Annotated in this window: 15 protein-coding genes; 8 read left to right on the top strand and 7 right to left on the bottom strand. The window is 52.2% G+C overall.

The annotated features are described in order from the left end of the window. Window positions 1-110 precede the first annotated feature (110 nt). From A8F97_RS13940 to cysM, 5 genes are all read left to right on the top strand, one after another. Window positions 111-1,010: a Dyp-type peroxidase gene (locus A8F97_RS13940; protein WP_033070965.1), complete on the top strand. Its 900-nt coding sequence runs from the start codon at window positions 111-113 to the stop codon at window positions 1,008-1,010. Window positions 1,011-1,313: 303 nt separating this feature from the next. Beyond that, the gene (locus tag A8F97_RS13935) at window positions 1,314-2,342 is read left to right on the top strand and encodes a sulfate ABC transporter substrate-binding protein (RefSeq protein WP_033070966.1); all 1,029 of its coding nucleotides are present in this window, start codon (window positions 1,314-1,316) and stop codon (window positions 2,340-2,342) included. Next, entirely contained in the window at window positions 2,342-3,175 is an 834-nt protein-coding gene (cysT, locus tag A8F97_RS13930) for a sulfate/thiosulfate ABC transporter permease CysT (protein ID WP_012822724.1), read from the top strand. The genes A8F97_RS13935 and cysT overlap by 1 nt, the downstream gene beginning before the upstream one ends. Further along, a complete protein-coding gene (gene cysW, locus A8F97_RS13925; RefSeq protein ID WP_033070967.1) occupies window positions 3,175-4,041 on the top strand; it encodes a sulfate/thiosulfate ABC transporter permease CysW in 867 nt (288 codons plus the stop codon). The genes cysT and cysW overlap by 1 nt, the downstream gene beginning before the upstream one ends. 49 nt (window positions 4,042-4,090) lie before the next feature. After that, the gene (gene cysM, locus A8F97_RS13920; protein WP_033070968.1) at window positions 4,091-4,972 is read left to right on the top strand and encodes a cysteine synthase CysM; all 882 of its coding nucleotides are present in this window, start codon (window positions 4,091-4,093) and stop codon (window positions 4,970-4,972) included. A gap of 3 nt (window positions 4,973-4,975) precedes the next feature. On the opposite strand, the gene A8F97_RS13915 is transcribed toward cysM, so the two are convergent. Together A8F97_RS13915 and A8F97_RS13910 are read right to left on the bottom strand one after the other, a co-directional pair. Then, entirely contained in the window at window positions 4,976-6,925 is a 1,950-nt protein-coding gene (locus A8F97_RS13915) for a MacB family efflux pump subunit (RefSeq protein WP_033070969.1), read from the bottom strand. A 3-nt stretch (window positions 6,926-6,928) separates the two neighbouring features. Then, entirely contained in the window at window positions 6,929-8,125 is a 1,197-nt protein-coding gene (locus tag A8F97_RS13910) for an efflux RND transporter periplasmic adaptor subunit (RefSeq protein ID WP_033070970.1), read from the bottom strand. A 245-nt stretch (window positions 8,126-8,370) separates the two neighbouring features. Between A8F97_RS13910 and A8F97_RS13905 the strand changes: the two genes are divergently transcribed. Beyond that, the gene (locus A8F97_RS13905) at window positions 8,371-9,051 is read left to right on the top strand and encodes a response regulator transcription factor (protein WP_033070971.1); all 681 of its coding nucleotides are present in this window, start codon (window positions 8,371-8,373) and stop codon (window positions 9,049-9,051) included. Then, window positions 9,051-10,418, top strand: coding sequence for an ATP-binding protein (locus A8F97_RS13900; RefSeq protein ID WP_012822730.1), 1,368 nt, complete (start codon window positions 9,051-9,053; stop codon window positions 10,416-10,418). The genes A8F97_RS13905 and A8F97_RS13900 overlap by 1 nt, the downstream gene beginning before the upstream one ends. 66 nt (window positions 10,419-10,484) lie before the next feature. Here A8F97_RS13900 and crr read toward each other — a convergent pair whose 3' ends face one another. The 5 genes from crr to cysZ all read right to left on the bottom strand — a co-directional run bounded on the left by crr (window position 10,485) and on the right by cysZ (window position 15,532). Continuing rightward, on the bottom strand, window positions 10,485-10,994 hold the full coding sequence (gene crr, locus A8F97_RS13895) for a PTS glucose transporter subunit IIA (RefSeq protein ID WP_005971886.1): 510 nt from the start codon (window positions 10,992-10,994) through the stop codon (window positions 10,485-10,487). Between the two features lie 150 nt (window positions 10,995-11,144). Then, complete coding sequence (gene ptsI / locus A8F97_RS13890) at window positions 11,145-12,872, bottom strand: phosphoenolpyruvate-protein phosphotransferase PtsI (RefSeq protein ID WP_012822731.1); 1,728 nt, start codon at window positions 12,870-12,872, stop codon at window positions 11,145-11,147. A gap of 46 nt (window positions 12,873-12,918) precedes the next feature. Then, complete coding sequence (gene ptsH / locus A8F97_RS13885) at window positions 12,919-13,176, bottom strand: phosphocarrier protein Hpr (protein ID WP_005971891.1); 258 nt, start codon at window positions 13,174-13,176, stop codon at window positions 12,919-12,921. Between the two features lie 432 nt (window positions 13,177-13,608). Continuing rightward, window positions 13,609-14,577 (bottom strand): cysteine synthase A, encoded by a 969-nt coding sequence (gene cysK, locus A8F97_RS13880; protein ID WP_012822732.1) that lies wholly within the window; start codon window positions 14,575-14,577, stop codon window positions 13,609-13,611. A 163-nt stretch (window positions 14,578-14,740) separates the two neighbouring features. After that, window positions 14,741-15,532, bottom strand: coding sequence for a sulfate transporter CysZ (cysZ, locus tag A8F97_RS13875; protein WP_005971895.1), 792 nt, complete (start codon window positions 15,530-15,532; stop codon window positions 14,741-14,743). A gap of 224 nt (window positions 15,533-15,756) precedes the next feature. On the opposite strand from cysZ, the gene zipA reads away from it, so the two are divergent. After that, window positions 15,757-16,779: a cell division protein ZipA gene (zipA, locus tag A8F97_RS13870; RefSeq protein ID WP_012822733.1), complete on the top strand. Its 1,023-nt coding sequence runs from the start codon at window positions 15,757-15,759 to the stop codon at window positions 16,777-16,779. Window positions 16,780-16,880: the final 101 nt, after the last annotated feature.

Genomic DNA, 16,880 nt, shown 5'->3' with positions numbered 1-16,880 from the left:
CCGGTATGATACTCGTGTCGCCCGATCTTTTTTCCGGTCGCCGTATTTGTTGTAACCACAGTAGTAAACCATAACAACAAAAGAAAAAACTGACGCTTGAGGAAGCAGAAATGACACCAATTCAAAGCGGTATTTTATTGGAACACCGCCGTTTTGCCATTTTTATGGAAGCGATGATTCAGGGAGAGTTTGATGCTATCCGGCAGGGATGCAAAAAATTCTGTCAGACATTACAAGATTTACAGCAGCAGTACCCCGATGCTGGGTTAGGTGCGGTGCTGGCGTTTGGTAACGATGTTTGGCGCGATCTGGACTGCAACCACAGCGCGACGGAACTGAAATCGTTTACGCCGTTGGGTAAAGGGCTCGCCCCAGCAACGCAGCGCGATCTGTTGATCCACATCCAATCGCTCCGCCATGATGTTAACTTCACGCTGGCACAGGCGGCGCTGGCCGCGTTTGGTAGCGCGATTCGTATCGAAGAAGAAACACACAGTTTCCGCTGGGTAGAAGATCGCGATTTAAGCGGCTTTATCGACGGTACGGAAAACCCACAGGGTGAGGCACGCCACGCCGTGGCAATTATCCCTGAAGACCAGCCGGATGCCGGTGGCAGCTACGTGTTTACCCAGCGCTGGGAACACAATCTGAAGCAGTTGCAGCGTTTTAGCGTGGAACAGCAAGAACAGATAATCGGGCGCACGAAGCAGGATAACGAAGAGCTGTCTTCCGATGAACGCCCTGTAACGTCGCACCTCAGCCGCGTGGATTTAAAGGAAGACGGCAAAGGGCTGAAAATCCTGCGTCAGAGCCTGCCTTATGGCACCGCCAGCGGGAAGAACGGGCTTTATTTCGTCGCCTACTGTGCGCGTCTGCATAACATTGAACAGCAGTTGCTGAGTATGTTCGGCGATCGTGACGGCAAACGTGACGATATGTTGCGCTTTACGCGTGCCGTCAGCGGCAGCTACTTCTTCGCGCCGTCTTTGGCGAAGCTTTTGTCACTGTAAGATCTGACGCATTTTCCTGATGCCTGTATTTGTGCAGGCATCAATACTTTCTGTTCCTCTGCGTAGCCTATCTTGCTGCGTTTTTCTCTTTTCTTTTTCTTCTTTTTTGCCGTTATCTCTCGTTGTGGTGTTATGCCCTTTCGCGCTTAAAAACTCCGAAATATTATATATAAAGGTTATATGTTAACCAGCACTTCCCCTACACTGATTTGCGCTACTACGCGCATTCCAATATCGGTTATTCACACGATAGCTCCCATAACAAAGCCTACCGAATAGGCGCTAACTCTGGCAGGACATAAGATGAATCAAGTACAGGTGAAAGGCTGGCTGGTGAAGGGTTCTCTGGCGCTGTCATTGCTGTTGGGCGGGCAGAGCGCTGTCTCCGCTACCGAGTTGCTGAACAGCTCTTATGATGTGTCTCGTGAGCTATTTGTGGCGCTCAACCCAGGCTTTGAAAAGCAGTGGTTGTCGCAGCATCCCAACGATCCGCTAACAATCAAACAATCACATGCGGGTTCCTCTAAACAGGCGCTGGCTATCTTGCAAGGGTTGAAAGCCGATGTGGTGACCTACAATCAGGTGACGGACGTCCAGATCCTACACGATCGCGGGCAACTGATTCCCGCTGACTGGCAGGCACGTTTACCGAATAACAGCTCTCCGTTTTACTCCACCATGGCCTTTCTGGTTCGTAAAGGTAACCCCAAAGGGATTCACGACTGGAACGATCTGGTACGTGATGATGTGAAACTGATTTTCCCGAACCCGAAAACCTCCGGTAATGCCCGCTATACCTACCTTGCGGCCTGGGGTGCGACCAGTAAAGCCAACGGTGGCGATGAGGCCAAAACTCGTGCATGGATAACGCGTTTTCTGGCGAATGTCGCGGTATTTGATACCGGCGGTCGTGGCGCAACCACCACGTTTGTGGAGCGTCAGTTGGGCGATGTGCTGATTAGCTTTGAATCCGAGGTGAATAACATTCGTAATCAGTACGGTGCCGAGAACTACGAGGTGATCGTTCCGAAGGTCAACGTACTGGCGGAATTCCCAGTGGCGTGGATCGATAAGAATGTGGAGAAGAATGGCACGGAGCAGGCGGCAAAAGCCTATCTGAATTATCTCTATAGTCCAGACGCGCAGAAGGTGATCACCGATTTTTACTACCGCGTGAATAATCCCGAACTGGCGCAAACGCTAAAATCTCGCTTCCCAGAAACCACGCTGTTTCGAGTAGAAGATCAGTTTGGCTCGTGGCCACAGGTGATGAAAACCCACTTCGACACCGGTGGTGAACTGGATAAACTGCTGGCGTCTGGTCGTCAGTAATGTCTTTGGGTTCAGGTAAGCGGGTGCTGCCGGGATTCGCGCTGAGTCTGGGCAGCAGTCTGCTGTTCGTTTGTCTGATTCTGTTACTGCCCCTAAGTGCACTGGCGATGCAGCTCTCAGAGATGAGTGTGGCGCAGTACTGGGCGGTGATATCCAACCCACAGGTGGTGGCGGCTTACAAGGTCACGCTCTTGGCGGCGGGGCTGGCGACGGTCTTTAATGCGGGCTTTGGCCTGTTAATGGCGTGGATTCTGACGCGCTACCATTTTCCCGGCCGAGCGCTGTTGGATGGATTGATGGACTTACCCTTCGCTCTACCCACCGCGGTGGCAGGGCTGACGCTGGCTGCGCTGTTTTCAACAACAGGCTGGTACGGCGCATGGCTGGCAGAATACGGCATCAAGGTGTCCTATACCTGGCTGGGGATTACGGTTGCGATGGCGTTCACCAGCATTCCTTTTGTGGTGCGTACCGTGCAACCGGTGTTGGAAGATCTGGGGCCGGAATACGAAGAGGCGGCACAGACGCTGGGGGCGAATCGCTGGCAGTGTTTTCGTTATGTCATTTTACCAGAGTTAACGCCAGCGCTATTAACCGGCACCGCGCTGTCGTTTGCCCGCAGTCTGGGTGAATTTGGCGCGGTTATCTTTATTGCGGGGAATATTGCCTGGCAGACAGAAGTGGTTTCGCTGATGATTTTTATCCGTTTGCAGGAATTTGATTTCCCTGCTGCCAGCGCGATTGCCTCCGTTGTGTTAGCCGCGTCCTTATTGATACTGTTTGCCGTCAACGTGCTGCAAAGCCGTTTTGGTCAACGGACCCGGAGCGTGTAATGGCAGAGATCCCTACCTCGATGCCGCGACGTCAATCTCATCCTGTTCGGCAGGCGCGCAACTGGGCGAGAGCCGCGCTGATTGCGTTGGGCGTGATATTATCGCTCATCATGCTAGTCATCCCTTTAGTGTCAATTTTTGCCGCTGCGCTGTCGCACGGACTGGGGGGCGTCTGGCGTAATCTGAGCGATCCTGACATGCTGCATGCGATTGGCCTCACGCTGCTGGTGGTCGCGATTGTTGTACCGGTGAATCTGGTGTTTGGCACGTTGCTAGCATGGTTGGTCACACGCTTTCAGTTTCCGGGGCGGCAACTTTTACTTACGCTGATCGATATTCCTTTTGCCGTCTCGCCGGTGGTCGCCGGTTTGCTCTATTTACTCTTTTACAGCACCAATGGCCCGGTCGGCGGCTGGCTGGATGAGCAGGGGCTACAGTTGATGTTTGCCTGGCCGGGCATTGCACTGGTGACAATATTTGTGACCTGCCCGTTTATGGTCAGGGAACTGGTTCCGGTGATGATGAGCCAGGGCAGTCAGGAGGAAGAGGCTGCCGTGCTGCTTGGTGCGTCAGGCTGGCAGGTGTTCTATCAGGTGACGTTACCGAATATCCGCTGGGCGCTGCTCTATGGCGTCGTGCTGACCAATGCCCGGGCGATTGGCGAGTTTGGCGCGGTATCCGTCGTGTCGGGTTCAATTCGTGGTGAAACCTACACGCTGCCGCTACAGGTTGAATTACTGCATCAGGATTATAACAGCGTAGGAGCGTTTACCGCGGCGGCGCTGTTAACCGTGATGGCGATACTGACGCTGTTTATCAAAAGTGCCTTGCAGTGGCGCGTAAAACGGCAAATGAATAAACACTAACTTTTATCTCACTCACGCCGCACGCGTGGGTTTTTTTAGGACTCAATTTGTGACGACGCTTGAGCAGTGTATTGGCAACACCCCACTGGTGAGATTACAGCGTGTGACGCAGGGGTTAAACAGCGAAATCTGGCTGAAATTGGAAGGGAATAATCCTGCCGGATCGGTAAAAGATCGTGCTGCGTTTTCTATGATCCAGCAGGCGGAGGATCGCGGAGATATCGCTCCCGGTGACAGGCTGATCGAGGCAACCAGCGGGAACACCGGCATTGCATTAGCGATGATTGCGGCGGTGAAAGGCTACCGACTACGCCTACTGATGCCGGACAATATGAGCTATGAACGCCAGACTGCGATGCGCGCTTATGGTGCGGAACTGGTATTGGTCAACCGTAAACTGGGGATGGAAGGGGCGCGCGATCGAGCGAAACAGATGGTGTTGGCGGGAGAGGGTAAAACGCTCGATCAGTTCAATAACCCAGATAACTCGCTGGCGCATTTTCTCACCACTGGTCCGGAAATCTGGCAACAGACGGCGGGTAGGCTGACTCATTTTATTTCCAGCATGGGGACAACCGGTACGATCTCTGGCGTCAGCCGCTATCTGAAGCAGCAGAATCCTGAAATCTGTACGGTAGGGTTACAGCCTGCGGAAGGAAGCCATATTCCCGGCATTCGCCGCTGGACGCCTGACTATATGCCGGGCATCTTCCGCGCCGATCTGGTCGATCGTATTCTGGATATGACACAGGTGGACGCAGAGAATACGCTGCGGCAACTGGCGCGTCAGGAAGGCATTTTCTGCGGCGTCAGTTCCGGCGGTGCGGTGGCTGGCGCACTGCGGCTTGCGGCGGAAAACCCCGGCAGCGTGATTGTGGCGATCGCCTGCGATCGCGGCGATCGGTATCTGTCCACCGGGGTCTTTGACTGATGACTATTCCCGCTCCAGCGCGTGAATCGGTTCCATCCGTGCCGCGCGGCGAGCAGGGAAGAAGCCGAAGATAATGCCGATCAGGCTGGAGCACAGGAACGCGGCAATAATCGAGGCGCTGGAATAGATCATCGAAAAATTACTGCTGAACTGTGCGAATAGCACGCCGATTCCCAACGATAGCGCTACGCCCACGATGCCGCCGAACAGGCAAACTAGCACGGCCTCGATGAGAAACTGCTGCATGATGTCGCTGGTGCGTGCGCCAACCGCCATACGAACGCCGATCTCTCGGGTTCGTTCTGTGACGGATACCAACATGATGTTCATCACGCCGATACCGCCGACCAGCAGCGAAATCAGGGCGATCATTGACACCAGCAGCGCGAGTGTAGTGGTGGTTTTCTCGATCATCTGGCGGATGTTGTCGGTGTTCATGATAAAGAAGTCTTTCGTACCGTGCCGCTGCGTTAGCAGCGTGGTGATGTTCTGCTCGGCGATGTTCATATCAATATTGTCTTTTACCCGCACCGTGATGCTTCTCAGGTAGGACTGCCCGACCATGCGCTTCATCACCGTGGTGTACGGCACCCAGACGTTCAGATTTTCATCGCTGCCGAAGCCACCCTGATTTCTGCTGACGACACCGATAATCCGCACGGGTAGTGAGCCCAGCAAAATCACTTGCCCAATGGGATCCTCGCCGTGGGGAAAGAGCTTATCGCGCGTATTTTTGTCAATCACTGCATCCTGCGCCAGTTGATCGACGCTGCTGCGCGGGAAAAGCACGCCGCGATCCAACGTGTAGCCGCGCACGGTGAAGAACTGTTCGCCAACCCCAGAAACGCTGGCGGAAACGGCAATATTGCCGTAGCGCATGGTGACGCTGGTGGCGATTGAAGGCGTGATGCTATGCACGTAGGGCTGCTGTGTCAGTGGCTGAATATCGCTGGCACGCAGCGTCTGGATAGCGCTGGCATCCATGTCGCCAAAGTCTTTGCCGGGAAAAATCTCCAGCGTGCTCGTGCCCATCGAGTTGATATCGGCCAGCACCTGCTCCTGCGAACCTTTTCCCAGTGCAACTACCGAGACGACCGACGCGATGCCGATGATAATGCCGAGCATGGTCAGAAAGGTACGCATCCGCTGCGCATTCATCGCCAGCAGCGCCATTTTAAAGGCATCAATAAAGCGATCTTTGAACTGATTCAGGGCCGAGGTGGTAGGAGACGCGGTTTCAGGTAACGGTGCAGTGGCTTCTTCGGGGCGCGTTTGCCGATCGGCAATCACTTCACCATCGCGCAGTTCGATGATGCGCTGCGCGTGTTCGGCGATCGTCATATCGTGCGTGACGATCACGACGGTGTTGCCCTGCTTGTGCAGGTCGCGAAGTATGCTCAGGACTTCGTTGCCGCTATGGGTGTCCAGCGCCCCGGTTGGCTCATCCGCCAGAATAATGCCGCCTGCGTTCATTAGCGCCCGTGCGATACTTACGCGCTGCTGTTGGCCGCCGGAAAGCTGGCTGGGTCGATAGTGAAGGCGATTTTCCAGCCCAAGTTTGGTCAGTAGATCGGCTGCCCGTTGACGGCGCGTCAGTCTGCTCTTCCCTGCATAAATCGCAGGGACTTCGACATTCCCGAGAGCAGTCAGGTCTCCAAGCAGGTGGTAGCGTTGGAAAATAAAACCAAAGTGTTCGCGGCGCAGTTCGGCCAATTGATCGTTATCCAATTCGCCAACGGCGCGTCCTGCCACCTGATAGTCACCGGCGGACGGTTTATCCAGGCAGCCGAGAATATTCATCAGCGTGGATTTTCCCGATCCTGACGCACCGACAATCGCCACCATTTCGCCCTGATTGATGGTTAGATTAATGTCTTTAAGAACGGTAACGTCCTGTTCACCGTTGGAAAAACGGCGGGTGATGCCGGTGAGTTTAAGCAAAGATGTGGACATGCGTTACATCCCCATCGGTGGGCCGGGATGCGTGGAGGTTACATCGCCGGGAGAGGGGCTGACAACGACCTGCTCCCCGACGCTGAGTCCTGAACGGATCTGGGTGCGCACGTTATCATTGAGGCCAAGCGTGACCAGGCGTGATTCAATCTTCTTGTTCGCATTGACGATCTGCACGTACCACATGCCATTGCGCAAGGTTAACGCTGTCGCAGGGACGACGATGGCATTTTTCACCGAAGACAGCAGAATATTGACCTGCGCCGTCATCGAAATACGCAATACGCCATCAGGGTTTTGCACATCGAACTGACCGTTGTAATAAATTGCGGTGCTGGATGAGGAACTGGAACTGCTTGTGCTGGATGATGTGGTTGCCGAGTCTGTGTTGATGGAGTCGGGAGCGGGTTCAATCGAACTCAGCGTCGCTTCATAACGCTTATTCGGTTCACCCAGAATGCTGAACCAGACCGGCATGCCGGTTTTCACCTTAACGACGTCGGCTTCTGAGATTTTTACCTTGATGGTCATGGTGTCCAGATTGGCGACTTTGGCAATGGTTGGCGTAGTCTGGATCGCATTTACCGTTTGGCCTGCTTCAACCGGAATCGCCACCACCGTGCCATCCATCGGCGAGCGAATTTGGGTATATCCCAGATTCACTTTGGCGGTGTTCACGGTGAGTTGCGCCTGAACGATTTGAGCGTCTAGCGCGTCGATATTGGCTTTGGTGGCATCGAGCGTTGCCTTCGCACTATCGTAATCGGCCTGTGCGCCCACGCCGCGTTTCATCAGCATTTGCTGACGCTGCCAGCTTAATTCGTTATTACGCAATTCCGCTAGTTTGGCTGCTCGCTGGGCCTGAACGTTTTTTAGCGCCGCTTCGCCATTCTTTAATGTGTCCTGCTGGGTGAGGTCATCAATCTCGGCGATCAGTTGCCCTTTTTTCACCTTATCGCCGAGTTTGACGTGCAGCGCTTTGATTTGCCCCGAGGCTTGAGCGCCGACGCTAACCTGCTTCTGCGCCTCAATGTTTCCATCGGCGAGGACCGTTTGTTCGAGATCCGCGATCTCTGCGGCGGTGGTGATCGCGTTTGGTACCGGCGATGGTTTGCTGAAAAACAGATGAATAAGCACGGCAGTAGCAATGAGACCAAGTGCGATCATCGTACGGCGTCGTGTAAAGAATCGTGATTGCATCAGGGGAAGTCGTCCTTAATAAACGCGTCTGAACGGAAGTAAATAACGCAGAAGGGTAATTTACCCCGAGTCTGTAAAGGTAGCGGTAATCTTTGCTGAAAGAAATGGTAAGGATTACGTAAATCTGGCTGCGAATATTAACGCCAGACCTGAGAATACAACATATATACCGTTATATTTCACGTTGCTTGTGTGTTTTTTCCGCAAATCGAATTATGTAGGGATCCGATTAATAAGGACAGAATATGAATATTTTACTGGTCGATGATGACGTAGAGCTGGGTAATATGCTCTGTGAATATCTGAATGCGGAAGGATTTTTGACTTCCCGGGTGCTGACGGGCAAAGAGGGCATCGATGGCGCAATGTCGGGGGATTACACCGCGATGATTCTGGATGTCATGCTACCGGATATGAGTGGGATTGATGTACTACGCCAGATCAGAAAAACCGAGCAGTTACCGGTTATTATGCTGACGGCGAGAGGGGATAATATTGACAGGGTCATCGGTCTGGAAATGGGGGCGGATGACTATATGCCCAAGCCGTGCTACCCGCGTGAACTGGTAGCGCGACTGAGGGCGGTGCTACGACGTTATGACGAGCAGCCGAGTACGAAACGGGACGCAAGCGTAGCGGCCAGTGGTGAACTGGTATTGCACCCTGCGACGCGCATCAGCGCATGGCGCGGGAAGCCGTTTGATCTGACGGCATCTGAGTTTAATTTGCTGGAACTGCTATTGCGTTTTCCTGAGCGGGTGGTGTCAAAAGATGAACTGTCCGAAAAATGTCTGGGGCGTCGCCGTGAGGCTTATGACCGCAGCGTAGACGTACATATCAGCAATATTCGTCAGAAGCTTGGGGCATTACCGGGCAACACGATGACGATTGAAACCGTGCGCAGCGTCGGATACCGGATTCGCTGATGATGATTCGTGGAAGGCTTTTCTGGAAGATATTGCTGGGGTTCTGGCTGACGTTCCTCGTTATGTCTCAACTGCTGTGGTTGGCTTTTTCTCTGGACGGAGATCGCCATAAGCCGCTGGAAGAGATTGTGGTGTCGCGCATTGCGACAATGCAAACAGAAATAGTGGCTGCGGCGTTACAACATGGCGGCCTGGTTGAACTCAACGATGTGATATCGCTGCTGCCAGCAAAGGAGCAACAATACATTTCCATTACGGCGTCACCGTTCCCTCTGTCGGAACAGGATCTCGTCTCCTCACCGCAGAACGCGTTGCTCGACGATGCTTTCACACCAGATAAACGTGGCACGCAGCGGGCTACTTACGTTATCAAGCAGGTTAGTGGCCCAGCGGGAAGGTGGTATCAGATACGTTATGACGCCGAGTTGCTGCGCAGCGAATTTCGTCCTCCTCGTCCCGTTGAATTTCTCAATGTGCCAGCGCCGTTTGTCATCATTGCTGGGCTTGGCGGGTTGCTATTTAGTTCGGTGCTGGCATGGAGTTTAGCTCGCCCGTTGAACCAGATTCGTGCCGGTTTTGATCAGGTCGCGCAAGGCGATTTGAACGTGCGCCTGCTGCCAGTGATGCGTAAGCGCCATGATGAAATCAGCGACGTGGCACGTGATTTTGATTCCATGGTCGAACGGCTGGACAGCCTGGCCAGCGCGCGCGAACAACTGCTTCATGATGTCTCGCATGAACTACGTTCTCCGCTGGCGCGTTTGCAGCTTGCCATCGGGCTGGTGAGGCAGAACCCAGACAACCTGGAGAACTCCTTGCAGCGTATCGAACGTGAAGCGCTGCTGATGGATAAGATGATTGGTGAACTGTTGACGCTATCGCGCACGGAGCATTCCGGCATTGAGGAGGCTTATTTCGATTTGCTGGGATTAGTGACAGCCGTGGTAAACGATGCGCGTTATGAAGCACAGGTCACCGGCGTTGAAATCCTGCTCGCGGCGGATGAAAACGAAGACTACACGGTCAAAGGCAACGCGGAGTTGATGCGCAGGGCGGTCGATAATGTCATGCGCAACGCGCTACGTTTTTCTGTTCCCGCTCAGCAGGTTGCCGTGTCGCTCATTGGCAATGAGCAGGAATGGATGATTCAGGTTGTCGATCAGGGGCCTGGCGTAGAGAAAAGTAAGCTCTCCAGTATTTTCGATCCTTTCATTCGTGTTGATTCGCCGCTGTCTGGCAAGGGCTATGGATTGGGGCTGGCGATAGCCCGAAAGGTTGTGCTGGCGCACGGTGGGCATATTGAGGCGGATAATGGTGAGCAGTGCGGATTAGTTATTCGCCTGTGTATACCGCGCTGGAAAGCCTGAAACGAAAACGGCACCATCCTGGTGCCGCTTCGTGCAAACGTAGTAAACCATCCGTAGAGGAAAGGCTTACTTTTTGATACGGATAACCGGTGTTTCACCGACAACAACCGTACCACTCAGTTTGGTCAATTCCTTTATTTCATCCATGTTGGAAATAACCACTGGTGTCAGAGTAGACTTCGCTTTTTCTTCCAGCAGAGCCAGGTCAAACTCGATAACGAGATCGCCTTTCTTCACGCGCTGGCCTTCTTCGGCGATGCGTTTGAAGCCTTCGCCTTTCAATTCAACGGTATCAATACCAAAGTGCACAAACAGCTCAATGCCGCTGTCAGACTCGATGGAAAACGCATGGTTGGTTTCAAAAATTTTGCCGATGGTGCCGTCTACCGGTGCAACCATTTTGTTGCCAGTTGGCTTGATCGCAATGCCATCACCGACGATTTTCTCTGCAAAAACGACATCAGGAACATCTTCAATATTGACGATTTCACCGGACAGCGGGGCAATGATTTCGATGCTGCCAGTGTCTTTTTTATCGTCAGAAACCAGAGATTTCAATTTATCGAACAAACCCATGATTCTCTCCTAAGCATTAATATTGGGCCAGCGTATACCCTAATCTTTCAAGTTGTTGTGGCATTGGCGTTTTTTCGCTACCCCGACGGCGACGGTATCGACTGTCGGGGGTGCTGATTGCCACCTTGAAACCTATTAGGTAAAGCAGAATCAGCAGAGCGTTTTTTCTTTAATAAAGCGGCTCACCAGATTGCTTAACTCTTGTGCTGTCGGTTGAGCTAGTGCTTGATCCGCCAGCGCCTTCGCATCTTCGTAATTCGCATTACGGATGATTTTCTTGATGCTCGGGATAGAGATCGCACTCATACTGAATTCGTCCAGACCCATTCCCAATAACAGTAGTGTAGCACGTTCGTCACCGGCGAGCTCACCGCACATCCCTGTCCATTTGCCTTCGGCATGAGACGCGTCGATGACCTGCTTAATCAGGGTAAGGACGGCGGGGGACATCGGGTTATAGAGATGAGAAATCAGCTCATTACCGCGATCAACTGCCAGAGTATACTGGGTTAAGTCATTTGTCCCAATACTAAAGAAGTCGACTTCTTTGGCTAAATGAGAAGCAATAGCGGCGGCGGCAGGTGTTTCAACCATCACGCCGACCTCAATGCTTTCGTCGAAGGCTTTACCTTCTTCGCGTAGCTGCGCTTTCAGCATCTCCAGTTCAGCTTTTAGCTCACGTACTTCTTCCACGGAGATGATCATCGGGAACATGATACGCAGTTTGCCAAAGTTGGACGCACGCAGAATGGCACGCAACTGAGCATGCAGGATTTCCTTGCGATCCAGACAGATACGGATAGCACGCCAGCCAAGGAACGGGTTCTCTTCCTTCGGCAGGTTCATGTAAGGCAAGTCTTTGTCGCCACCGATATCCATGGTACGGACGATAACCGCCTGTGCGCCAACGGCTTCAGCAACGGCTTTATACGCCTGGAATTGCTCTTCTTCGGTCGGCAGCGAGTCACGATCCATGAACAGGAATTCGGTACGATACAGGCCAACGCCTTCTGCGCCGTTACGCTCCGCACCCGCCACATCACGCACGGTACCGATGTTGGCACAAACTTCAACCTGATGACCGTCCAGCGTGATAGCCGGCAGATCTTTCAATTTAGCCAGCTCATATTTTTCAGCGTGATATTGCTGCTGAACGGCTTTTAATTCTTCGATCTTATCCGCAGTCGGATTCTGATAGATCTTGTTGTTGACCGCATCCAGAATCAGATAGTCGCCGTTTTTGACCTGACGAGTGACATCTATCGTGCCGACGATCGCAGGCAGTTCCAGCGAGCGGGCCATAATGGAGGTGTGAGATGTGCGACCACCGATATCGGTAATGAAGCCCAACACTTTGTCCAGATTCAACTGTGCGGTTTCTGACGGCGTCAGATCCGTTGCGACCAGAATCACTTCATCCTGAATATCGCCCAGATCGACGATGGTCATATTGAGAATGTTGCGTAGCAAACGCTTCCCGATATCACGCATGTCTGCGGCGCGTTCTTTCAGATATTCATCATCAAGTTCTTCCAGCGCTTTGGCCTGGTTTTCGATAACGGAAAACGCGGCGGCATCGGCGGAAGCATGTTCATCTTTAATCAGGGCTATGATTTCCTGCTCGAACTCTTCATCTTCCAGCAACATGATGTGGCCTTCGAAGATGGCTTCTTTCTCTGCGCCCAGCGTCTCGCCCGCTTTCTTCTTGATCGCTTCCAACTGTGCGGATGCTTTGGAACGGCCAGTCAGAAAACGTTCAGTTTCCTGTTCCACCTGATCCGCAGAGATTTTTTTCCGGTTGATGAGAATTTCATCTTCTTTCAGTAACAGTGCCTTACCAAAAGCAATTCCCGGTGATACTAATATGCCTGAAATCATAACCCTACCTTACTCGATTCTGATGCTCACTAAAAAGACCCGTCGGTTACTCGAGCTCTGCCATCAGTTTAACCAGATGTTCAACCGCTTTTTGTTCGTCTTCGCCTTCCGCAGCGATAGTAACCACAGTTCCTTGGGTTAAGCCGAGTGTTTGTAATTTGAAGAGGCTCTTGGCGCTGGCGCTCTTGCCGTTAGACGTCACGGTGATTTCGGAGGTGAAACCTTTGGCTTCTTTGACGAATTGAGCAGCGGGACGAGTGTGCAGGCCATTTGGTGCGGTGATAGTTACTTCTTGCTGGAACATGCTTTTTTCCCCAACTTATGGATTAGATTAATGTTGTGGAACTAAAGTTTAGCTGATTCACTGAACTTTAGCCTGTTTGGTTAGCGCCTGATTTATGTTACAGGGGCGAGCCACGATGCGACAAGAAAACCGTCAAACGTATTTCCTGAATAAAATACCATCAAACACCGCAGATTCCGCCACCCATTATCTTAACCCCGGTCGCAAAACGGCAATGTGGCTATCGTGCGCGGGGAACAAACAAGGTAATGAGGCGTGGCATTTGTCGGATATTAATTTCACGCATCAAAATAATTGCTTGGTTAAATACTAAACCTGATGCGGAAAAGCAATCCATATGTGGTGGAAAGTTTGAAGTGTGCCACAAAAAAGCACCTAAATAGGTGCTTTTTTAACACATTGTTTACTTAGTGTTCGAGGGGCGCAATGTGGCTATTGTTGCAGTTCCTGCTCGGTGAACAGGTCGGCAAAGAGTGCGGTGCTGAGGTAGCGTTCGCCGGAAGAAGGCAGAATAACGACGATAGTTTTACCGTCAAACTCTTTCTCTTTGAGCAAATTCAGCGCGGCGGCAACGGCTGCACCGGAAGAAATGCCGGCCAGAATGCCTTCTTCTTCCATCAAACGGCGCGCGGTGCTGATTGCTTCTTCATTCGTGACTTTTTCTACGCGGTCAATCAGTTTCAGGTCCAGGTTATCAGGAATAAAACCTGCGCCGATGCCTTGAATCTTGTGCGGGCCGGGTTTTAGTTCCTCACCTGCCAGCGCCTGAGTGATTACCGGTGAGTCGGTAGGTTCAACCGCCACGCTGATAATGGCTTTGCCTTTGGTGTTTTTGATGTAGCGGCTTACACCGGTCAGCGTACCGCCAGTACCGACGCCAGAGATAAAGACATCAACCTGACCATCGGTATCTTCCCAGATTTCAGGGCCGGTAGTTTTCTCGTGGATCTCTGGGTTAGCTGGGTTGCTGAACTGTTGCAACAGCAGATAACGTTTCGGATCGCTGGCGACAATCTCTTCCGCTTTGGCGATCGCGCCTTTCATGCCTTTCGCGCCTTCGGTCAGCACCAGGTTGGCACCCAGCGCTTTCAGCAGCTTACGGCGCTCAATGCTCATGGTTTCTGGCATGGTGAGCGTGAGTTTGTAACCGCGAGCGGCTGCGACGTAGGCCAGGGCAATCCCTGTGTTTCCGCTGGTAGGTTCAACCAGTTCAATACCCGATTTGAGAACGCCACGCTTTTCTGCATCCCAAATCAGGTTGGAGCCGATACGGCATTTTACGCTAAAGCTGGGGTTGCGGGATTCCACCTTAACCAGAATGCGTCCGTTGCCGATACGGTTCAGGCGAACCAGCGGCGTATGGCCGATTGTGAAAGAATTGTCTTCGTAGATCTTGCTCATAGCCTGTCCTTAATAACTGTATGAAATTTTTGCGAACGTAGAGAGAATACTCGTTCACACTTTTCAGTGAAGTAAAGAATTGCTATATCGTTATGTTCTTAAGAAATATCTTTTCATTACAATAGAAAACACTTGCCGTGATCAACCTGTGTACATTGTCTTTTTATGGTGCTGTTTTCGGTAGCGTCGCGGACAGATCCCGATAGCGATCCACCCACAACTGCGTCGCACCACATACTGCAACGGGCATGATGACCAGATTCAAGAAAGGCACCAGCGTAAACAGGCTGACCAATGCGCCAAACTGCATATTGGTGACTTTGTGGCGGCGTAATGCCTGCCGCATCGTGGAGAAGCCCACTTTGTGGTTATCAAAAGGATAATCGCAGTACTGAATTGCCAGCATCCACGCGCTGAATAGAAACCACAGAAGCGGAGCGACAGTCTGCCCAATACCAGGGATGAAGTAGAGAAGCAGTAATACAATCGCGCGTGGCAGGTAATACGTCAGCTTTTGGACCTCACGCGTCATGATGCGCGGGACGTCTTTGGCAATACTGAGTATGCCGCTGTCCGGCAGCGTTTGGCCGGTTAATTTTGCTTCCAACTGTTCTGCCAATAAGCCGTTAAACGGGGCGGCGATAAAATTGGCGATAGTGCTGAATAGGTAGCTGAATACCAGCAATATGGAGAGTACGGCGAGTGGCCAAATGAGGTAACTAAGCCATTGCAGCCAGCTCGGTATATAGCTCATGATCTGGGGGATCCAGTTATTAAGCCGGGTGAAAAGCCACCAAAAAGCGCCGCCCATCAGCACGATGTTCATGAGTAAAGGAAGGATAACGAAACGTCGGATACCAGGCAGTGAGATCAGGCGCCATCCGGCAAGAAAATAGTGTATACCACTGCGAGTTTGGTCTGCTGTATTGCCGTAAGGCGGTTTTTCGGAAGACATTGTGACAATGTTCTCAGTCATTTGTTTGTTGAGGCATCATATCGGGATGATCTTATGCTGGCTAGCCCATATTTGGATGAAAAAACAGCAAAAAAATGCGTTCTATCTATCTTTATTGCCATAAAGTACCGCGCAGGCTTGCACTTGTGTACTCAGGCAAATAGAGTTAGTAGTATAAGTATTTGCCGTGGTGGCAATGTATTGTTAGAACAATTGGGATAGCAATGATGCAGGACTTGCGTCTGATATTAATCGTTGTTGGCGCGATCGCTATAATAGCGCTTTTACTGCACGGCTTGTGGACTAGCCGTAAAGAGCGCTCGTCCCTTTTTCGTGACCGCCCGGTTAAACGAGCAAAGAAAACGCGGGATGAAGCGCCGCTTGACGATCTGGACGAAGGCGTTGGCGAAGTTCGCGTGAAGGGGGCTCGCTCGCAGCAGAATGAGCCTTCATTTAGCAGTTCGTCCTTTGATAACGCGCCGTCTGACAACGCGTCGTCTCATCACTATAGTGCACGCGAAGATGCGCGTTCAGCGGCGAAATCGCCGTTCGAAAACCTGTCTCCCGTTTCGTCTTATGACCCTTTGCTGGATGAAGCAATGCCAGTGGATTCTCCGCGTGCGCCAGTGCGTGGCGAGATTAATCCGCAGGTCGCCGAACCGAAAGAACCTTCTACTGCTGAGCCTGGCATGGGTGCCCCGCGTGAATCATTTGCGTATGATGCATCGCCATCTGCACCGCAGCAGCCTGCAGCGCATTCACTGCATGAGAAGGTTCAGCCAGCGCAGCCTCTGCAACCCGCGGAGCCAGTTGAACCCGCCGCGGCAAAAGAAGCCGTTCTGGTGCTGCACGTGGTGGCGCATCAGGGGGGAGTGATTGGCGGTGAGGTGCTGTTACAAAGCCTGCTTCAAGCTGGCTTCCAGTTTGGTGAAATGAACATTTTCCATCGTCATGTGAACCCGGCTGGCGCAGGGCCAGTGTTGTTCAGTTTGGCGAATATGGTGAAACCCGGTTCGTTTAATGTGGATGCGATGTCCGAATTCTCGACGCCCGGCGTGTCCATTTTCATGATGGTGCCGTCTTATGGCGATGCCAGCCAAAACTTTAAACTGATGTTACAGTCTGCGCAGCGTATTGCTGACGATGTCGGCGGTGTGGTGCAAGATGATGAGCGTCGTATGATGACGCCGCAGAAGGTTGAATCCTACAAAGCCCGTATTCGCGATGTGTTGAAAGCCAACGCTTGATAGCATTATCTATGTGAAAACATAAAAAGCGTATGTGAAAGCATGAAATTTGTGAATGCAGTGGGTGAGAGAGAAGCCTCCGTTAGTGGAGGCTTTTTTTT

Origin of the sequence: Pectobacterium parmentieri (assembly GCF_001742145.1) — a bacterium.
In the GTDB taxonomy this organism is placed as follows: Bacteria; Pseudomonadota; Gammaproteobacteria; order Enterobacterales; family Enterobacteriaceae; genus Pectobacterium; species Pectobacterium parmentieri.
Note: the sequence above shows the minus strand (reverse complement) of the source record. Positions and strands in the feature narration are given on the sequence as shown.

Excerpts from the sequence above, each read along its gene's own strand:
- A8F97_RS13940 (WP_033070965.1), top strand. The coding sequence starts at position 111 with ATGACACCAATTCAAAGCGGTATTTTATTGGAACACCGCCGTTTTGCC.
- A8F97_RS13935 (WP_033070966.1), top strand. The coding sequence starts at position 1,314 with ATGAATCAAGTACAGGTGAAAGGCTGGCTGGTGAAGGGTTCTCTGGCG.
- cysT (WP_012822724.1), top strand. The coding sequence starts at position 2,342 with ATGTCTTTGGGTTCAGGTAAGCGGGTGCTGCCGGGATTCGCGCTGAGT.
- cysW (WP_033070967.1), top strand. The coding sequence starts at position 3,175 with ATGGCAGAGATCCCTACCTCGATGCCGCGACGTCAATCTCATCCTGTT.
- A8F97_RS13915 (WP_033070969.1), bottom strand. The coding sequence starts at position 6,925 with ATGTCCACATCTTTGCTTAAACTCACCGGCATCACCCGCCGTTTTTCC.
- A8F97_RS13910 (WP_033070970.1), bottom strand. The coding sequence starts at position 8,125 with ATGCAATCACGATTCTTTACACGACGCCGTACGATGATCGCACTTGGT.
- A8F97_RS13905 (WP_033070971.1), top strand. The coding sequence starts at position 8,371 with ATGAATATTTTACTGGTCGATGATGACGTAGAGCTGGGTAATATGCTC.
- A8F97_RS13900 (WP_012822730.1), top strand. The coding sequence starts at position 9,051 with ATGATGATTCGTGGAAGGCTTTTCTGGAAGATATTGCTGGGGTTCTGG.
- crr (WP_005971886.1), bottom strand. The coding sequence starts at position 10,994 with ATGGGTTTGTTCGATAAATTGAAATCTCTGGTTTCTGACGATAAAAAA.
- ptsI (WP_012822731.1), bottom strand. The coding sequence starts at position 12,872 with ATGATTTCAGGCATATTAGTATCACCGGGAATTGCTTTTGGTAAGGCA.
- ptsH (WP_005971891.1), bottom strand. The coding sequence starts at position 13,176 with ATGTTCCAGCAAGAAGTAACTATCACCGCACCAAATGGCCTGCACACT.
- cysK (WP_012822732.1), bottom strand. The coding sequence starts at position 14,577 with ATGAGCAAGATCTACGAAGACAATTCTTTCACAATCGGCCATACGCCG.
- cysZ (WP_005971895.1), bottom strand. The coding sequence starts at position 15,532 with ATGTCTTCCGAAAAACCGCCTTACGGCAATACAGCAGACCAAACTCGC.
- zipA (WP_012822733.1), top strand. The coding sequence starts at position 15,757 with ATGATGCAGGACTTGCGTCTGATATTAATCGTTGTTGGCGCGATCGCT.